The sequence below is a fragment of the Rhizobium sp. BR 362 genome, assembly GCF_036528765.1.
Lineage (GTDB): Bacteria > Pseudomonadota > Alphaproteobacteria > Rhizobiales > Rhizobiaceae > Rhizobium.
This window is the reverse complement of sequence record NZ_JARWGH010000015.1, coordinates 1-17107: the sequence shown is the minus strand read 5'-3', so window position 1 is coordinate 17107 and position 17107 is coordinate 1. Positions and strand designations below refer to the sequence as shown.

Here is a 17107-nt window from a genome sequence, read left to right as displayed (position 1 = left end):
TCGGCTACTTCTGGCGCGATTGCGGTAGATCGGCGCCGGCGGAAATCTGATGTCCCTGACGCTTGGCTGCGACGGCTTCGTAAAGTGTCCTAGCGGCGTTGCGAACTTCTTCCTGGATTGCCTGATCTTTTTCGTAGGCCACATGGCTCGTCGCATAGGGCTCCCAGTAGCCAATGTAGCGATCGATCTCGGCAAGCGGGCCGGCCGGGACGAGTTCCATCGATTTCAGCCAATCGGCAAGACTTCTGCGCACGTTCTCAGCGCCTTCCGTGTCCCCGTGGACGATCACGGAAAACAATCGGCCTGCCAGATGCCGAGGATAGGCCCAGCCTTTCATTTCCAGTTCTTTAGCCTCCTTGGCGTGCTTGCCGTGAGTGCTTGTGGGATCCGGGTTGCCGCCATCGGCGCAGACGAGCCGGTCCATCATCAGCTTCAAGGGGGAGGAGGTCTGGTACCAGTGAACCGGCGTGATGATCATGACGCCATGCGCCTCGACCCACATCGGATAGATATCGTTCATCCAGTCGTGGATCTGGCCGAGCGAATAGTTGGGATAACAGGAACAAGGCCAATGACAGAGGGCTGCCGCAGTCGAAAAGCAGGCCTTGCACGGATGGATCTGTCGACCATATTCGGAAGCCAAGCGGCTGAGATCGAGCATCTCGATGTTGGCGCGGGGCTGCAGTTCGAGGACCGCCTTTGCGGTTTCCATCAGCCGGTAGCTTTTGGACACCTCGCCCGGGCAGGTGTGTTCGCTGCGCGAGGAGCCGTTGATAAGGAGGAGGCGGACCGGGCCGTTCGGGTCATCATGCCGCTGCTGCGCATTGCCGACGGCCTCCCGCGCCGCCAGCCAGTCCACCGCCAGATCATAGCTGGGATCGGCGAAGCCGGGGCCGGCCTTTCTGGTCTTCGGGCTCTTTCTTGAATGTGCGTAGGCGTCCCAAGCAGCGGATGCGAGTTTCCAAAGCTCGACCTGTAGCTGGCCGTAAGCGGGGCCCTGAAATTGGTTCAGGAAGCGTCGCTTGAACTCGTCTTCGCTCAATCTCGGGCTGGGGCTACCCTTGCGAGGTTCGAGATCAGAGGCGGAAACGAACTTAGTGGGGGACATGGGAACTCCTCAGGTAGTGATTTGCTGAACGCTTCGGCAAACACAGCGTTCCAGGAGATGCCCGACTTCGATGCCAAGATCGGAAGACGCAGTGGGAATTCAGCCTCGTTATGGCGCGTAAAATCGCATGCACGGTGGGGAACAAACGAAGCGACCGGATGTTCGGTGCACGGCGAGCTCGTCCCTCGAATCGCCAACGCGCCGCTCCATCAAGCGGCCGTCAGAGAGCCGCCGTTGACCTCGCGCCCTTTCCACTCAATCAACGGCGACTCTCTATAAAGCGCGGCAGGGAATACGCCATGCGCCTTATTCCAACGTTCCCTGCCGCGTCTGGCGGCAATGTGTGAAAAAGTTATCCATGCTTCTTCAACCGTTGTCAGAAAAGCGGGGCGCGCGTTGTCTGTCGATCTAGCCATCGTGCGCCTCAATCAAAACCCGCTGCACCCCCAGGGATGCAGCTCCCTTGAGGAAGTGAAATGGCCTACACGCAAACCGATCTTGATATGGCCGAGCGCCATATCGCGGAAGGTGAGCAGCACATTTCGGACCAGGAGATAATCATTACCAAGCTCCGCATCAGGCATCTCGACACGGAAGTAGCCGAAGAAGTGTTGGCAGCTTTCAACGAAATGCTGCGGGTCCATCGCCATCACCGGGATTTAATCGCCGCAAGCCTGGAAGGCGATCATTAGCCTTCGACCGGCAGCACCGTGAAGCGATGAGCTGGCGAAGAAGCCGCTGCCGATGCACCATCCGTATGTCGCGTCAGCCTAACTTAGCGAACGGAAAACCTCATTTCGGCAGTTTATGAAGCGCGCTACCTTTATGCGCAGCAATATGATCGGTTTTATCGCTCTTGATCTCATACTGCGGATCGTCGGCGGAGGCGTGATGCGTGTGGCCCTTATAATCGAAATCGCGGGTGTGAATCTTGGTGATCGTTCCGCTTACGCGACCCGTCTCGGAATTCCAGCTCACATGATCGCCAACCTTGAATGTTTTTCCCATCGCGCTCGGCTTCCGTATCGAATTCGTTCACGCCGTTAACGCGACCTCATTTGCTTTGTTCACTCAGCATGAAAGCTGCGACCGACGGTGCGGGATGGCCCCGTTAAAGAGCATGCAGCGTGAACTGCAGATAAGCGGCGAGGCTGACAGCCGAAAGTCCGACTATGATGACGGGATGCGGGAGACCCTTGCTGATGGTCGCAAGTGCCAGACCGAGCAGGACAATCATTCCTCCCAGCAGAAATCCTTTATCGGCGATCGAGAGGGCGAGGGCGGACACGCTAACGGCAGCGGCGACAATCGTTACCGGCATCTGGTTTTGAAGACGCTCGGTTCGGCTCGTGAACGTGAGCAGGAACCTGTTCCAGCTCAGTCCAAGAGAAATGCTCAAAAGCAGGGAGGGGAGAATATGCCACATGAAATATCGCCTCTTCTGGTGTCGAGCCTAGAGAAGCAATCCATGTGCCAATGGCGAGAAACGCCTGTTTGCAAAGGTAAATGGGATGCCGCGATGTATCACTGCCTGTTTGAAGGTCTACCTGCCTTTATGTTCGGCATTCCAATCGAAGTGATAGCCGGCATCAAAGCTCATCGGTATCGCACTGCCGTTTGCGTGACCACCACATCCATGGGGATGTCGTGAGCAAGGGGATGAATGGTGTCGATCTTCTGGGACTCGAAGCCGACGCCGATGGCAAGGGGCTTGCGGTTGAGAAAAGCCAATGTTCTATCGAAAAAGCCGCCCCCGTAACCAAGCCGGAAGCATCCTGCGTCGAAGCCGACGAGCGGCGCTATGACGATGTCCGGAACAGCTTCCGTGCCGTCCGCCGGCACCGGGATGTTCCAAACTCCACGTTCAAGCCGTTCGCCCATTTTCCACGATCGGAACCGCAGGGGCTCCGCTTTCGCGACCACCACAGGCAACAGGCAAATGGCGCCACGAGCCGTCAAGCACGCCATCCATCCCCTGAGATCGGGTTCCCCTAAAAATGGCCAGAACAGGCTTATGTGTTTACCGGCAACGTCGGTGACGATCCGGTCAAGATGGCTTGCAATCGCGCGCGTATAGTCTTCGCGATCGGCCACCGGCAATGACTTGCGCTCATCGATCAGCCTTTGCCGTTGTATCTTTCGCCAGGCAAAGACATCTGCCTTTGTCGCAAAGCGCGGCGAAATGCCACTATAAGCGGGATCGACCTCGTGCAGCATACATGCCGGTGAGGCGTATTCATGGGGTGCTTCGTTCATCTCTGATCGATCGGACCCTGTCATCCGCTCTTTACCCCTTTCGTTTGATGGATTGAGGTGAAAACCCGCTTGAGCCGCGGCAATGATTTTTATATAGGGAACGATATGGTAATTTAATTCCTGAATCGAGATCTTTTTGGACCTTTCATCGATCGAGATATTCCTCGCCGTCGCCGGCGACCGCAGCGTAACGAAGGCGGCCAAAGCCGTCGGCCGCGCGCCGTCGAATGTAACGACACGGATTCAGCAGTTGGAGGATTGTCTTGGTGTCCTGCTCTTTAGCCGCGACGGCAAGAAGATGACGCTAACGCGAGAAGGCGAGACGTTTCTGGTCTATGCCAATCGCCTAGCGGCGCTGGCGCTCGAAGCCCGGCAAGCTGTCAGACCTCTGCGGCCTTCGGGCACATTGCGCGTTGGAACCATGGAGAGCACGGCGGCGAGCCGATTGCCGGCAGCGCTGACCCAATTCAATCAGATATGGCCCGATGTGTCGCTTCATCTGACATTGGGTGCATCGCGTGAGCTCACCCGGGACGTTCTTGGCGAGGTATTGGACTGCGCGTTGATCGCCCGTCCGCCCCGCACGATGCTTGACGAAGATGCGGATTTTAATGCCGAACTTGAGCGGCTGGAGGTAGAACCCGTCTTTGTCGAGGATCTGTTGCTCGTCTTGCCGTCGGGGCATCCGCCCATTCAATCCGCCGCCGACTTGCGGGTCGGGTCGCTGGCCGCCCTGGAACCCGGATGCACCTATCGAAAGATTGCCGAAAACTGGGCACGAAAATCGAGTGGCTTGCAGACAACGGAACTTGGCTCCTACCATGCGATCCTTGCCAGCGTGGCGACCGGGAGCGCGGCGGGTGTCATGCCGAAATCGGTTCTCGATCTCATGCATTGGCCCGCGAGTTCTCCGACCCATCAACTGGGATCAGTCGACACGATCCTCATCTATCGCAGGAATGATCGGCCAACCGCGTTCGAAGCGTTCCACGAGCTCCTCAGCGCCGCAAAGAGCCGGGATATAAGGTTGGTGACAAACTAGCCGGCGCGCCTTTTCCACTCACAACCATTCTTTCATAAAACTGGTTTTATCATGCAGCATCCTGACTCCCGCAAGATGGGACCGAGCCGCTTCCGCTTGTTTTCGCCGATTCTTGCCGGGGCGACCTTGCGCGAACGATTGATGGCTTGTCTTGGTGCCTTGATTGGCATCGGCCTTACCGGCGTCATCAGCGGCTATCTTTTCGGACAAGGACCCCATCTTCCGCTGATCGTCGCGCCGATGGGCGCATCCGCGGTGCTTCTTTTCGCGGTACCGTCCAGTCCGCTTGCCCAGCCATGGTCGATCATTGGCGGCAATACCATTTCCGCCATGATGGGAATCATCGCAGCCTATCTCATTCATGATCCGATTATCGCAATTGGGGTCGGCGTCTCGCTTGCAATTGGCGCCATGTCCTTCACCCGATGCCTCCATCCGCCAGGCGGCGCCGCAGCCTTGACTGCTGTTCTCGGCGGACCGGTCGTTGCGGGCTGGGGTTTCTTCTTTCCGTTCGTCCCGGTGGCCTTGAATTCCTGCATACTTGTGGGCCTCGGGCTGCTGTTTCATAAATTTTCCAAGCGCAACTATCCGCATGTCGTCGCAAAGCCGGCGGAGAATACCCATCAGACGCGTGATCTTCCGTCTGTCTTGCGTGTGGGCTTCCGGGAAGAAGATGTCGATGCCGCTCTCGCAGCGCTCGACGAGACCTTCGACATCGATCGGGCGGATCTCAGCCGCTTGCTGCGGCAGGTCGAACTGCAGGCAGCGGTGCGGTCGCATGGGGATATAAGCTGTGCCGATATCATGTCGCGCGACGTCATCGCTATCGGCGAGGGCGCCGAGCCAGATCATGCACGGCATCTTCTTCTGAAGCACAATATCCGCACGCTGCCGGTCAAGGACCCGAAAGGTCGGCTGGTCGGTACAATCGGTTTGCGCGAACTCTCCGAAAGCATTGGCAGCATCGCGGGCGCGATATCGAAGCCGGCCGTGGCAGACGCAGCCGATCCCGCACTATCCCTATTGCCCGTTCTGACCGATGGACGCACGCATGCGGTGATTGTCGTGGACGCCGACCACCGTGTTCTTGGCCTGATATCGCAGACCGACCTTCTGAGCGCTATGGCGCGTCTCCTGCCGAGCAAAAGTGCAACGCCATTGGTCGCCTGAGGCATGGCATGACGACCACGCCTTTCTGCAGATAGTGGGGAAGGGCAATTCGTCTCTCGATGCGGCCGCAGAATGTGCGTTGCAGCAAAAAAACACGAAATGCGTTGCGTCGCGCAAAAAGTCCGCTTGACCAATTCGATTTCGGCGCCATTTGAGCCCACAGCTTTTTCGTGACCTCGCACGGCTCGCGCCGGCGGGAAGCAGATGGAGTTGTAACATCGCAAATGAATCGGATGAAAGCTTGAGACCTCCGTCGTCCTGGGAAACGGGAAGCGCTGTTCTCGAGTCGGACGAAATCGTCTTCGAGCACCTGAGCGAGAACCGGTCTGGCGCGGCGCTGAAAGGGGCGTTCTGGTCGGCGTTGGACACGCTGATACCGACGGCGTTAAACAGCCTCGTCTTCATCGTCACGTCGCGATATCTGCTGCCGCAGGATTTTGGCCTGGTGGCGCTGGCCTTCAGTATCGTGAGCTTTGCCGCCGGTCTTGGGCCGACCGCATTTGGCGAAGCGTTGATCCAACAGAAGACCATTCGACAGAGCCACCTCGATACTGTGTTCTGGCTGTCGTTCGCATCGGCCGCAATCCTTTACATCATCCTTTTCGTAGGATCCCCCTACATCGCGCAGGCCCTAGGCCATAAAGAAATCGTCGGCCTGCTGATGATTGTCGGCTTGAAGATTTTCTTCGACATGATGATCGTCGTTCCCAACGCCCTTATCGGCCGCACGATGTCCTTTCATCTTGCCGCCGTCCGCACCGCAATCGCCACCGTCGTATCCGGCCTGGTGTGTCTGGCGTTGATTTTTGCCGGTTTCGGCCTCTGGGCGCTGGCGATCGCGCAGATCGCGGCGCCTGTCGCAGCATGCGCGGCCGCCTTCTGGGGCGCAGGTTGGCTGCCGGGGCTGCGGATCAGGTGGAGCAGTCTTCGCGAACTGCTGCACTACGGCGTATTTGCGTCCGGCAATCGTTTCCTTCAGTCCATGAGCCTTGATCAGCTCATCATAGGCACGCTCGTCAGCCCGGCCGCGCTCGGCATCTATAATTTCGCCCGTCGGCTTTTCGAAATGATCAACAACGTCGTTGCCGGGGGTCTGACCTCGGTCACGCACGTTCTGCTGTCGTCGCTGCAGCACGATCAGAACAAGGTCCGTGAGGCATTCCTCATGGCAACGTTTGGCTGCTCGCTTGTGTCGTTTCCGGCATTCATGGGTCTTGCCGCCGTGGCCGACGACGCCATTCCGCTGATTTTCGGACAACACTGGGCGGCTGCGATCTGGCCGGTGCGGTTCTTCTGCGTCATCGGATTGATGAGCGGAATAGGCGTTGTCCAGGCATCTTTGATTACCAGCCAGGGCAGGTCGGACTGGTGGTTCTACTACCAGCTCGTTCGAAACATCGTCACGATCGTCACCGTGCTGCTGCTTTATCCATATGGCGTCACCACCATCGTCTTCGCGCTGATGCTCGAAGTGCTGCTGCTTTGGCCCGTGACGCTTTGGATGGTTTCCCGCCTTATTGCGCTCAGCGTCGGAAACTATTTTGCCCAGTTTCTAAGACCTATTGCTGCCTATGTCGGAATGCTGGCTGCGGTGCTCGGCGCTTCGGCATTGCTGCAGGCCTGGACCCCCGCCGCGCGCCTGGCGATCGAAATCCTAATCGGCGCAATCGTCTACACAGGCCTGATCTTCACCCTTTGCCGGGAGCGAGCTCTTTTCCTGGTAAAGACAATGCTCCGGCGGCGCCACAGTTAGCCATCATGAACCTGCGTTCGGCACCGCGGCCGAGCGAATGAACCGATTGTCCATTCCAATGCCCCTGCCGGATGCGCCAGGGCTGATGTGACCGCAAAAGAGGGAATTATGCCACTCGTTACGTTCATCATTCCGGTTCGACACCAGGCCAATGCGAAGGATTGGCCGGCCCTGAAGGAGCGCTTGTCCCAGACCATGGCCTCGATTGCCGGCCAATCCAATCCTGACTGGAGTGCCGTGATCGTTGCAAACGAAGGCGCGGACCTGCCGGATCTGCCGCCGCAATTTTCCGTTGCGCGCGTGACATTTCCGCCGAACCAGCTCCATGATTTGGATAGCGCAGACAGAGAGCAGGTCTACGACGCGTTCCGCCTGGACAAGGGGCGCCGCGTACTGAGCGGCATGCTTTCGGCCCGGGACGCACGGTTTTTCATGATCGTGGACGACGACGATTTCGTCAGCGCCAACATCGTCAGTTACGTTGCCAAACATCCCCAAGCGAACGGCTGGAAGATCGACAAGGGCTATCTTTGGAACGAAGGCGGCCGACTGCTCATGCATTACGATGATTTCGCAAATTATTGCGGCACATCGTTGATCATAAAGTCGCGTCTCTATGATCTCCCGGCGACACTCGAGGCTGCCGATGTGGATTATGTGAAGTCAATGCTGGGCAGCCATGTTCGTATCGGAAACATATTGGCTGACCGCGGCACGCCGCTCGAGGCGCTGCCGTTTCGCGGCGCCATCTACAGGGTTGGGCACAGCGGCGCGCACAGCAAGTCTTCTAGTCTCCTTTCGACCTATTTCTTCAATACCAGTGCGCTTCGGCGACCTCGTCAGCTTCTTCGCAATCTCAGGCGCGTTCGTCCGCTCGATCGCGGCCTGCGCAGCGAATTTTTCGGTGCCGCCGGCGCCAACAACGCGAAATGGTGACCGGCGGTGGAGGTATCCGATTTATCAGCGACGGGAGAGGGCGCTAAGTCCATCTCAGCGCAGCGGCCGCGGCGCCCGGTTCAGGGGCGAACGAGCCACCGATATGCATCGCTTGACGCGATGCGCGGCCTGGCGGCATTTGCGGTCGTTGTCTATCATCTTCAACGACCCGATGCGCCTTTGGCCTATGTCGCGGTTGATTTCTTCTTCGTTCTCAGCGGCTTCGTCATTGCAAGGGCTTATAGTGAAAAGCTCGCAGGCGGCATGCCGCTGGCAGCCTTTATGAAAGCTCGCTACGCCCGCCTCTATCCCTTGTTCATACTCGGGACCTTCTACGGATTGGTGCAACTGCTGGCCCATTGGAAATCGTCGGGCGACACCATCGGCGATCTGTTCGCAAGCTTGATCTCGACCCTGTTCATGCTGCCATCCCCGAGCTTTCTGACGAGATCCGCGACGGATTTGTGGCCGTTATATCCTTTGAACGGGCCCGCCTGGTCGCTGTTCTGGGAGCTGCTCGTCAATCTGGTATTCGCCCTGATGCTTTTCCGGATGAAAACGCGATATCTGGCTCTTTTCGCTGCTGTTTCACTTGGTTGTCTCGTCGCATCCGTAGTCCGGCACGGGTCCCTCGACCTCGGCTGGGAATGGCGCTCGGTCGACGGCGGTCTTGCTCGCGTCTTTTTCTCCTTTACCGTCGGCATGATCATATTCAGGGTTCAGAAGGACAGGCCGCCCACGAGTACCTATTTTGCGATCCTGCCGATCCTCTTGATTTTCGTTTTGTTATTCCTGCCGACCTATTCGCTCAAATTTGCACTGCTGTTCTGCGTCGTCATTTCGCCGCTTATCGTCCTTGCGGGCACGTTTTTGGAAATTCCGAAGAAGCTTCAGCCGCTTGGTATCTTTCTCGGTTATCTCTCCTATCCGATCTATATGTGTCATCGGGGCTTTACGGAGATATATGCGCACTTCGTCAATAGCGATCATGTGCCCCCGTTGGTCTACATCGGAGGCTTCTTACTATTGATTTCAGTGATATCGCTTTTGTCGGCGCAGCTTGTCTCCATCGTGCCGAGATTTGCGTTTGCCGCGAAGATGCGCGCGCCGTAGATGTCGGATATTGACGTGCTTCTGGCGAGCCTTTCATCGGAAGGGAGCGGTTGCCCGGACTATCCGATTTTTGTCAGGCTGAAGGCGAGATCCGACAGCAGATCCTTTTCGGCTTCCAGGCCGACCGACACCCTCAGCAATCCTTCGCTGATGCCGGCGGCGCGGCGCGCCTCTTCGCCCATGCCGACATGGGTCATGCTGGCCGGATGGGCGACGAGGCTTTCGACGCCGCCCAAGGATTCGGCGAGGGTGAAGACCGTCAGCCCTGCCACGAAGCGGCGTACCGCTTCGATCCCTCCGTTGAGCTCAAAGCTCAACATGGCGCCGAAGCCGAGTTGCTGCCGTGTTGCAAGTTCATGGCCGGGATGGCTGGTCAGCCCGGGATAATGGACGACACTGACCTCCGGACGCTCCGCGAGGAAACGAGCGACGGCTGCGGCGGTGGTCTGCTGCCGTTCGAGGCGCGCAAAAAGGCTGCGGATGCCGCGAAGGGTAAGATAGGAATCGAACGGCGATCCCGTCACACCGAGCATGTTCGCCCAGCCTTTCAGATCCTCGATGTCCTTCGAATGTGCCGCAACGACTGCGCCGCCGACGACATCGGAATGTCCATTGAGATATTTCGTGGTCGAATGGATGACGACGTCGGCACCAAGCGCAATGGGTCGCTGCAGAGCGGGTGACAGGAAGGTGTTGTCGACCACCAGCCGCGCTCCCGCGGATTTTACGTGCCGGGAAATGGCCTGGATATCGACGACGCGCATGAGCGGGTTGCTCGGCGTCTCGACCAAGACCAGGGAAGCGCCGCGCTTCAAGGCTGAGGTCAACACTTCATCGTTGTTTTGATCGACAAATTCCACGTCGAAATGGCCCTTGTCTCTTAGGGCGCCAAGCAGTCGGTAAGTGCCGCCATAGCAATCATGCGGCGCGATCACCCGGTCTCCCGGCTTCAGCAGACTGAGGACAAGATTGACAGCGGCCATTCCGGATGAGGTCACAACAGCCCCGGCACCGGCTTCCAGCTTCGCCAATGTATCGGCGAGGAGATCGCGTGTCGGATTGGAGGTTCTGGAATATTCGTAGGCCTGCGGGTGTTCGAATTCTCGAAACGCGAAGTTGCTCGACAGATAGAGCGGTGGGTTCACGGCGCCGAAGGCAGCATCGCTTGCGATCCCGTTTACGGCTGCGATCGTTCTGAAGTCCTTGATCATCGACATATATGCCTTTTGGATTGGGGCAGGTCTCGGTGAGATGCGCGGATTGAAGGGCAAACGGCGCTTTCCACGCTTGATTTTCGAACGATTGGAGCCGCTCGCGGGCGTCAACTATAATTTCTGTTTTAAGAATGACAATAAAAGATCGTTCTCCATTTCGTTTTGATATATGGCTGCGTCTATTGGTGAAGGGATGAAGCAAATGTTTGTCGAGCGGGCGCAGAACGGGGATTTTATCGTTGATTCCCTTGAGATCGCCGATCGGTTCGGTTTGTCGCTCGCGGAGTTTCGCCGCCATATGCAGCGCGGCTCTGTCACCTCTTCGGTAGAGGTTGGTACCGAAGATCACGAGGGAACGAAGCGCCTTTCCCTGCGACTGGGTAACCGCATATGGCGCGCAATTTTGGATGATGAAAATAAAGTGCGGCACGAGGAGATGACATTTCTCGGCAGGCCGCATGTGAACCCCAAGTCCTGATCTGCCACCCTCTTGCGACGCCTCGGGCAATCAGCCCGGCAAATTACCGAGTGATTTCGCCTGGCGGTGACGCGGAAGGTTTCCCGCCATGTATGGTGCGGAGCGCTGTAACCACACGATCGGCCATATCAGCGCAGCGCGCTCCATCGAAGGGAAAGAGGGCCGAGAATGCTCCGGAAAACTGCTTTTCAATCGAGAGCCGCATCATCTTGCGGGCGCGGTGCAGCCGCGTCTTGGTCGTCTCCGGCTTGATGCCGAGGAGGGATGCCGTCTCCTCCGTGCTGAAACCTTCCACGTCGCGCAGAATGAAGACCGTGCGGAACTCGTCCGGCAGGGCATCGACCGCGTGTTCCAGCAGGTGCCTCGTCTGATTTCGAGCCAGTTCAGCCTCCGGATCGGCTGACGCCAGCGAGGAGGGGAAGTATAACAAACCGCCGCCGGACGTCTTGCTCTGCATGTCGATCTCCTCAAGCCCGGTAAAATCGCGCCGTCGATGCATCCGGGCCAACGCTTCGTTGAGCGCAATCCTCGTCAACCAGGTTGATAATTTTGAACTCCCGCGGAAGGCCGACAGATTGATGAAGGCCTGCACATAGGTTGCCTGCACCACGTCCTCCGCCTCCGTATCATTGCCGACGATAGCGCGCGCCGTTCTGAAAAGGCGCTGATTGTTGCGCTGGACAATGACCCTGATGGCATCCTCATCGCCCGCTGTGGCGCGAGCGATGAGTTCGGCTTCCGAATAGGAAGAGGGATCCGGCTGATGTCGCTTGGTTGCGGCGGGCGCGGCTATCATCTCGGCTCCTCTCGTTCCTCACGGCTGCACATTCAGTTCTCCCGTCATCGTCGGATGAAAACGGCAGTAGAATTTCACGGCTCCCGCGCGTTCGATCGTCATCTTCTTTTGCGACTTGGGTGGCAGGTCGACGTCGAAACTGGCATCGCGCGCGGTGGCCGTATGGCGGAATATATCATCGTTCCGCCAGACGATCACGTCGCCGACGTGCAGCGCCGCAGGCAGGGAGCCGAATTTCATATTCGCGATGGCGATTTGATATTCGGCTGGTTTTGCCACCGTGCTGACCGTCATCGCCAGCAACCCCGCGACAACCGCGAGCGCATGCCTTCTATTCATCGCGCTCATTGCCGTTTTATTTCATCGTCGCGGCAAGATGTTCCGCATGCATTTGATGTTCCTTGAAGAGAGTAAGGCCGGTCTCCAGCAACGACTTGAGTTCGGCGTTCTTTGCCGACGGAATCAGTTGTTTGGCGAGCGCGTTGTTGACCGTCTTGTGATAGGCGACCTCATTTTCGATATAGGCTTTGTCGAAGGCCTTGCCGTTCAAGGCATCGAGCTTGGTGAGTTCCTTGCTGGCTTGCGCACTCAGCGACTTGCTGACGTCGTTGTCCTCAGGGGTGACCTTGAGTTTCTTGACCAGCGCCAATGCCTGCTCGTTCACGCTTTTGTGGTCGCGCTCCATGGTCTTGGCGAATTCGACTACCTCCGGATTCTTGCTCTTTTTCAACGCCTGCTCAGCGGCCGTTACGTCGATCTGCCCGGCGGTGTAGGCGATATGAGCGATTTGCGGATCGGTGATTTTTGTCTCGGCGGCCATTGCTGCAGTGCCGGCGAGGCCGAGCAAGAAGGTCGCGGTAAGAATATGCTTAAACATGATTTTCTCCCGTTCGTTGGTGATCCGGAGCGAATATCGGAGGCAACGCCATCCTTCGATCCGTTGGTCCCGTGTCGGAACTGGCCATTGGATGGAGTTGAGAGAAAAAGGTTCCCAAGAAAATATCGGCTCGTCGGAAATCGCGGCGGGTTGTCCATTTTGGACGCCATCTAGATCACAACCACTTCGCCAGAATGATAGAATTCTATCACCGGATGTTTGAAGGAAGAAGTGTCTGCCCGACCCAAATCAGGTGCCGCTGCCTTCCGCCGGTTGCTTCCAGGCTGATTTCTAGGCCCGATCAATGGTGGCGACGCTGACGCCGGAGGCTTTGGCGAGGTCGGAGATGGTGGGGCGGCGCATGGTGGGTCCTGAGGTATTCCATCATCAATGAGATGGAGGATTGATGGAATATGATAGATTCCATCATTGCCGCATTGAGGCAAGCGAAAACTCGACCTATCCTCTTGCTCATCAGAGGCGGCGCGCCCTTGCGCATCGCGGGAGGCAGGAATGACCGAGACCATCAAACGCGAYTAYAGCCTGCTCGGGCCGAGCGGCCGGCAGGCCGTYGAAACCGGSCTGGCGGCGGCCGAGTGGTATCATAGCGAGATYGCCCGCAAGGAGATGAAGGCGCTGATGCAGCGCTCCGATGACGCCGCCATCCGCGACACGATCATCTGGCTCGGCAGCATGGCGGTCTTGGCCGGCCTCGGCATCACTTTCTGGGGCTCCTGGCTCTGCGTCCCCTTCTTTTTGGCTTACGGCGTGCTTTACGGCTCGGCCTCCGACAGCCGCTGGCATGAATGCGGSCACGGCACGGCGTTCAAGACCCGCTGGATGAACGATGCGGTCTACCAGATCGCCTGCTTCATGATCATGCGCAATCCGGTGACCTGGCGCTGGAGCCATACCCGCCACCACACCGACACCGTCATCGTCGGCCGCGATCCGGAGATCGCCGTCATGCGGCCGCCGGATCTTTTGCGGCTGATCCTGAACTTCTTCGGCATCATCGATGTCTTTTATGCGATGCTCGACATGATCCGTAATGCCTTCGGCATCGTCAGCGCCGCTGAAAAAGACCTTYATTCCCGAGCAGGAGCAGCCGAAGGCGATCCGCATYGCCCGCATCTGGCTGGCGATCTATGTCGTAACCTTKGCSGCYGCTTTTTATATGGGTTCGCTGCTGCCGCTGGTGCTGATCGGCCTGCCGMGGCTCTACGGCGCCTGGCATCATGTTTTGACCGGCCTTTTGCAGCATGGCGGGCTTGCCGACAATGTCATCGACCACCGGCTGAACAGCCGCACGGTRCTGATGAACCCGGTCAGCCGCTTCATCTATTGGAACATGAACTACCATGTCGAGCACCACATGTTCCCGATGGTGCCCTATCATGCGCTGCCGAAGCTGCATGCGATGATCAAACACGATCTGCCGAAGCCGAACCCCTCCATCTGGTCGGGCTACCGCGAAATGATCCCGGCCTTCCTGCGGCAGTTGCGCAACGAGGATTATTTCCTGAAGCGGGAATTGCCATCAACGGCGCGGCCCTATCGAGAGGAATTCCACAATACGCTGGCTGAAGCGGCGCAATGACAGCAGGCAAGAACAGCAAACAATAACAACAGCCAGGAACGGCACATACAACGGCATATACAGGGAGGCAGGAATGAGCGGCAACTGGATCGAAGTCTGCGCGGCGGATGCGATCGACGAGGAGGACGTCATGCGCTTCGACCACGGCGGCAGAACCTTCGCCGTCTATCGCAGTCCGGAAGACGACTATTTTGCCACCGACGGCCTTTGCACGCATGAGCAGGTCCATCTTGCCGACGGGCTGGTGATGGACAACATCATCGAATGTCCCAAGCACAACGGCCGCTTCGACTACAGAACCGGCGAGGCCAAGGGCGCTCCGGTCTGCATCAATCTCAAAACCTATCCGGTCAAGGTCGAAGACGGCACCGTGTTTATTGCACTTTGAGGGAAAAGCCATGCTGCATTTTGTCATTATCGGAGCAGGAGAGTGCGGCGCCCGCGCCGCCTTTGCGCTCAGGGAGAAGGGCTTCGACGGCGCCATCACTCTGATCGGAGCGGAGGCGGTTGCGCCCTATGAACGTCCGCCGCTGTCGAAGGAGAGCCTTGCCCTCGCCCATGAGCCGAAGTTCGTGGCCGCCCTGGAACATTACGCCGATCAGCGCATCGACCTACGGCTCGCCACGCATGCAACCGACATCGATCCGGCCGGCAAAGTCGTCACACTCTCAGACGGGCAAAAGCTCAGCTACGACAAATTGCTGCTCGCGACCGGTGCATCCGCGCGCGGTTTTCCGGGTATTCCAGGAACCAGCGAGCGCATTCGGATGCTCCGCACCCACGCCGACGCTTCGGCCCTGCGGGCAGCGCTTCTCCCCGGTCGACATATTGCCATTGTTGGCGGCGGCTTTATCGGTCTCGAGCTCGCGGCGACGGCGCGCAAACTCGGCGCCGACGTCACCGTGATCGAGGGCCTGCCGCGTGTCCTAAAGCGGGGCGTACCGGAGGCGGTGGCAGAGGTGATAACGCAACGTCATCGGAGCGAAGGCGTCGCCATTCGCTGCGGCGAAACCATTGCGGCAGTGGAAGATGGCGCGGCCGGTGCGATTGTCCGCCTGGCAAGCGGCGAGGCAATCTCCGCTGATCTCGTGCTCATCGGCATCGGTGCTCAGCCGAATGTCGCGCTTGCCGAAAAAACAGGCCTTGCACTCGACAATGGCATTGCCGTCAACGAGCGGCTGGAAACCTCCGCAGCCGATATCTACGCCGCCGGCGATTGCTGTTCCTTTCCGGTGGCGCTTTATGGCGGGCGGCGGGTTCGCCTGGAATCCTGGCGCAACGCGCAGGAACAGGGAACATTGGCCGCGGCCAATCTGCTGGGCGAAGGCAACAGCATCTCCGCCGTGCCGTGGTTCTGGTCCGATCAATATGATCTGACGCTGCAGATTGCCGGCCTGGCGGACGGCGCTGCGACGATGCTCCGGCGTGACCTTGGCGAGGAGGCATTCATCCTCTTCCATCTCGATGAGACCGGCCGCTTGCTTGCAGCCAGCGGGATCGGTCGCGGCAATGCCGTCGCTCGCGACATCCGTCTGGCCGAAATGCTGATAGCAGCCCGCGCTCATCCCGATCCGGAAGCGCTGACGGCGAGTAACGTCAAACTCAAATCGCTTCTTGCTGCCTGACGAGCCCTTACCCAAGGAGTTTCCAATGAAAAAACACAATCGTGCAACGGTCGCCGATCTCCTGGCACTCAAGGGACAGCGGCAGCTCACCATGTTGCGCGTGACCTCGCTGGAAGAAGCTGAAGCAGCGGAAAAGGCCGGTATCGATATGCTGTCCGTGCCGCCGGCGCTGCTCGGGCCTGCATTCCGTGAGGCGGCCCCGAGCCCCTTTGCCATTCCTGGGCTCGAATATGGCGATTACGTTTCGGCGGAAGAATATATGCGGGAAGCGTTTAAGGCGCTGAAGGCCGGCGGGGATGCCGTTTATTGCGCCGCCGGGCTGCAAACGATCCGGCGGATGCGGGACGAAGGCATTCCGGTCTGTGGCCATGTCGGCCTCATTCCGTCCAAGGCCACTTGGACGGGCGGTTTCCGCGCCGTCGGTAAGACCGCTGCAAGCGCCTTCGAAATCTGGCGCCAGACCAAGGCGCTTGAAGAGGCGGGCGCCTTCGCCGCGGAGATCGAAGTCGTGCCTGGCGATGTCGCCGCCGCGATCAGCAGGGTGACGTCGATGCTGATGATTTCCATGGGCGCTGGAAGCGGATGCGATGCTCAATACCTGTTTGCCGACGACGTGCTTGGCAGCAATCGTGGGCACCGGCCGCGTCATGCCAAGGTGTATCGCGATTTTGCGGCCGAATATGACCGGCTGCAGAATGAGCGCACCGCCGCGTTCCGGGAATTTGCCGAGGAAGTCCGCTCGGGCGTCTATCCGGCAAAAGGGCACCTCGTCGTGATCGACGAGGGGGAACTGCAGACGTTTCTCCGGCTGCTTGCCGAAGGCGGTCGATAGGCATCGCCGAGCGGCGTTTCATGATGTTCAATCGGGCGATATAAGATGAAACAATATGTTCTACGGGTATCCTGCCAATCGACGCGCGGGATCGTTGCGGCGATAGCGAATTATCTGGCCGATCAAGGCTGCAACATCGTTGATTCCAGCCAGTTCGACGATCTCGATACCGGCAAGTTCTTCATGCGGGTCTCCTTCATCTCCGAGGAAGGGATCAACCAGCAGAAGCTGGTCGAAGGCTTCAAGCCGGTCGCCGACAAATTCGAGATGGATGCCGAGATTTATGATGCCCAGAAGCGCATGAAGG

General features: G+C 58.4%; 19 protein-coding genes and 1 pseudogene. 13 read left to right on the top strand and 7 right to left on the bottom strand.

Going from position 1 to position 17107, the window contains the following annotated elements; genetic code table 11:
- Nucleotides 1–4: 4 nt before the first annotated feature.
- Nucleotides 5–1108 (bottom strand): flavodoxin family protein, encoded by a 1104-nt coding sequence (locus QDY28_RS18690; protein ID WP_331383153.1) that lies wholly within the window; start codon nucleotides 1106–1108, stop codon nucleotides 5–7.
- 476 nt (nucleotides 1109–1584) lie between these two features.
- On the opposite strand from QDY28_RS18690, the gene QDY28_RS18685 reads away from it, so the two are divergent.
- The gene (locus QDY28_RS18685; protein ID WP_331383152.1) at nucleotides 1585–1800 is read left to right on the top strand and encodes a hypothetical protein; all 216 of its coding nucleotides are present in this window, start codon (nucleotides 1585–1587) and stop codon (nucleotides 1798–1800) included.
- Between the two features lie 100 nt (nucleotides 1801–1900).
- Here QDY28_RS18685 and QDY28_RS18680 read toward each other — a convergent pair whose 3' ends face one another.
- Entirely contained in the window at nucleotides 1901–2116 is a 216-nt protein-coding gene (locus tag QDY28_RS18680) for a DUF2945 domain-containing protein (RefSeq protein ID WP_331383151.1), read from the bottom strand.
- On the opposite strand from QDY28_RS18680, the gene QDY28_RS18675 reads away from it, so the two are divergent.
- Nucleotides 2100–2759 (top strand): hypothetical protein, encoded by a 660-nt coding sequence (locus QDY28_RS18675; RefSeq protein ID WP_331383150.1) that lies wholly within the window; start codon nucleotides 2100–2102, stop codon nucleotides 2757–2759. The genes QDY28_RS18680 and QDY28_RS18675 overlap by 17 nt on opposite strands.
- On the opposite strand, the gene QDY28_RS18670 is transcribed toward QDY28_RS18675, so the two are convergent.
- Nucleotides 2705–3568: a 5-formyltetrahydrofolate cyclo-ligase gene (locus QDY28_RS18670; protein WP_331383149.1), complete on the bottom strand. Its 864-nt coding sequence runs from the start codon at nucleotides 3566–3568 to the stop codon at nucleotides 2705–2707. The genes QDY28_RS18675 and QDY28_RS18670 overlap by 55 nt on opposite strands.
- Here QDY28_RS18670 and QDY28_RS18665 point away from each other — a divergent pair.
- The 5 genes from QDY28_RS18665 to QDY28_RS18645 all read left to right on the top strand — a co-directional run bounded on the left by QDY28_RS18665 (nucleotide 3501) and on the right by QDY28_RS18645 (nucleotide 9378).
- Complete coding sequence (locus QDY28_RS18665) at nucleotides 3501–4406, top strand: LysR substrate-binding domain-containing protein (protein WP_331383148.1); 906 nt, start codon at nucleotides 3501–3503, stop codon at nucleotides 4404–4406. The genes QDY28_RS18670 and QDY28_RS18665 overlap by 68 nt on opposite strands.
- Before the next feature lie 51 nt (nucleotides 4407–4457).
- Nucleotides 4458–5576 (top strand): HPP family protein, encoded by a 1119-nt coding sequence (locus tag QDY28_RS18660; RefSeq protein WP_331383147.1) that lies wholly within the window; start codon nucleotides 4458–4460, stop codon nucleotides 5574–5576.
- Between the two features lie 241 nt (nucleotides 5577–5817).
- On the top strand, nucleotides 5818–7329 hold the full coding sequence (locus QDY28_RS18655) for a lipopolysaccharide biosynthesis protein (RefSeq protein ID WP_331383146.1): 1512 nt from the start codon (nucleotides 5818–5820) through the stop codon (nucleotides 7327–7329).
- Between the two features lie 108 nt (nucleotides 7330–7437).
- Nucleotides 7438–8265, top strand: a complete 828-nt coding sequence (locus QDY28_RS18650) for a galactosyl transferase (protein WP_331383145.1) — start codon at nucleotides 7438–7440, stop codon at nucleotides 8263–8265.
- Nucleotides 8266–8316: 51 nt separating this feature from the next.
- Nucleotides 8317–9378, top strand: a complete 1062-nt coding sequence (locus QDY28_RS18645; RefSeq protein ID WP_331383236.1) for an acyltransferase family protein — start codon at nucleotides 8317–8319, stop codon at nucleotides 9376–9378.
- Nucleotides 9379–9437: 59 nt separating this feature from the next.
- Here the strand turns inward: QDY28_RS18645 and metB are convergent, their stop codons facing one another.
- On the bottom strand, nucleotides 9438–10595 hold the full coding sequence (metB, locus tag QDY28_RS18640; protein WP_331383144.1) for a cystathionine gamma-synthase: 1158 nt from the start codon (nucleotides 10593–10595) through the stop codon (nucleotides 9438–9440).
- 199 nt (nucleotides 10596–10794) lie between these two features.
- Here metB and QDY28_RS18635 point away from each other — a divergent pair, with 199 nt between their 5' ends.
- The gene (locus QDY28_RS18635; RefSeq protein WP_331383143.1) at nucleotides 10795–11070 is read left to right on the top strand and encodes a DUF6522 family protein; all 276 of its coding nucleotides are present in this window, start codon (nucleotides 10795–10797) and stop codon (nucleotides 11068–11070) included.
- 43 nt (nucleotides 11071–11113) lie between these two features.
- Here the strand turns inward: QDY28_RS18635 and QDY28_RS18630 are convergent, their stop codons facing one another.
- The 3 genes from QDY28_RS18630 to QDY28_RS18620 are packed head-to-tail and all read right to left on the bottom strand — an operon-like array spanning nucleotide 11114 to nucleotide 12743.
- Nucleotides 11114–11866, bottom strand: a complete 753-nt coding sequence (locus tag QDY28_RS18630) for an RNA polymerase sigma factor (RefSeq protein ID WP_331383142.1) — start codon at nucleotides 11864–11866, stop codon at nucleotides 11114–11116.
- An 18-nt stretch (nucleotides 11867–11884) separates the two neighbouring features.
- Entirely contained in the window at nucleotides 11885–12205 is a 321-nt protein-coding gene (locus QDY28_RS18625; RefSeq protein WP_442967558.1) for a cupredoxin domain-containing protein, read from the bottom strand.
- Between the two features lie 16 nt (nucleotides 12206–12221).
- Nucleotides 12222–12743 (bottom strand): DUF4142 domain-containing protein, encoded by a 522-nt coding sequence (locus QDY28_RS18620; RefSeq protein WP_331383140.1) that lies wholly within the window; start codon nucleotides 12741–12743, stop codon nucleotides 12222–12224.
- Nucleotides 12744–13256: 513 nt separating this feature from the next.
- Between QDY28_RS18620 and QDY28_RS18615 the strand changes: the two are divergent.
- The 5 genes and pseudogenes from QDY28_RS18615 to QDY28_RS18595 form a co-directional block, all read left to right on the top strand.
- A pseudogene (locus tag QDY28_RS18615) lies at nucleotides 13257–14343 on the top strand (fatty acid desaturase family protein).
- Between the two features lie 73 nt (nucleotides 14344–14416).
- Nucleotides 14417–14731 carry a MocE family 2Fe-2S type ferredoxin gene (locus QDY28_RS18610; RefSeq protein WP_331383139.1) on the top strand — a complete coding sequence of 105 codons (315 nt, stop codon included), beginning with the start codon at nucleotides 14417–14419 and terminating at the stop codon, nucleotides 14729–14731.
- 10 nt (nucleotides 14732–14741) lie between these two features.
- Complete coding sequence (locus tag QDY28_RS18605; RefSeq protein WP_331383138.1) at nucleotides 14742–15968, top strand: NAD(P)/FAD-dependent oxidoreductase; 1227 nt, start codon at nucleotides 14742–14744, stop codon at nucleotides 15966–15968.
- A gap of 25 nt (nucleotides 15969–15993) precedes the next feature.
- On the top strand, nucleotides 15994–16800 hold the full coding sequence (locus tag QDY28_RS18600; RefSeq protein WP_331383137.1) for a 3-methyl-2-oxobutanoate hydroxymethyltransferase: 807 nt from the start codon (nucleotides 15994–15996) through the stop codon (nucleotides 16798–16800).
- A gap of 45 nt (nucleotides 16801–16845) precedes the next feature.
- On the top strand, nucleotides 16846–17107 hold a 262-nt coding region (locus QDY28_RS18595; RefSeq protein WP_331383136.1), incomplete at its 3' end, for an ACT domain-containing protein.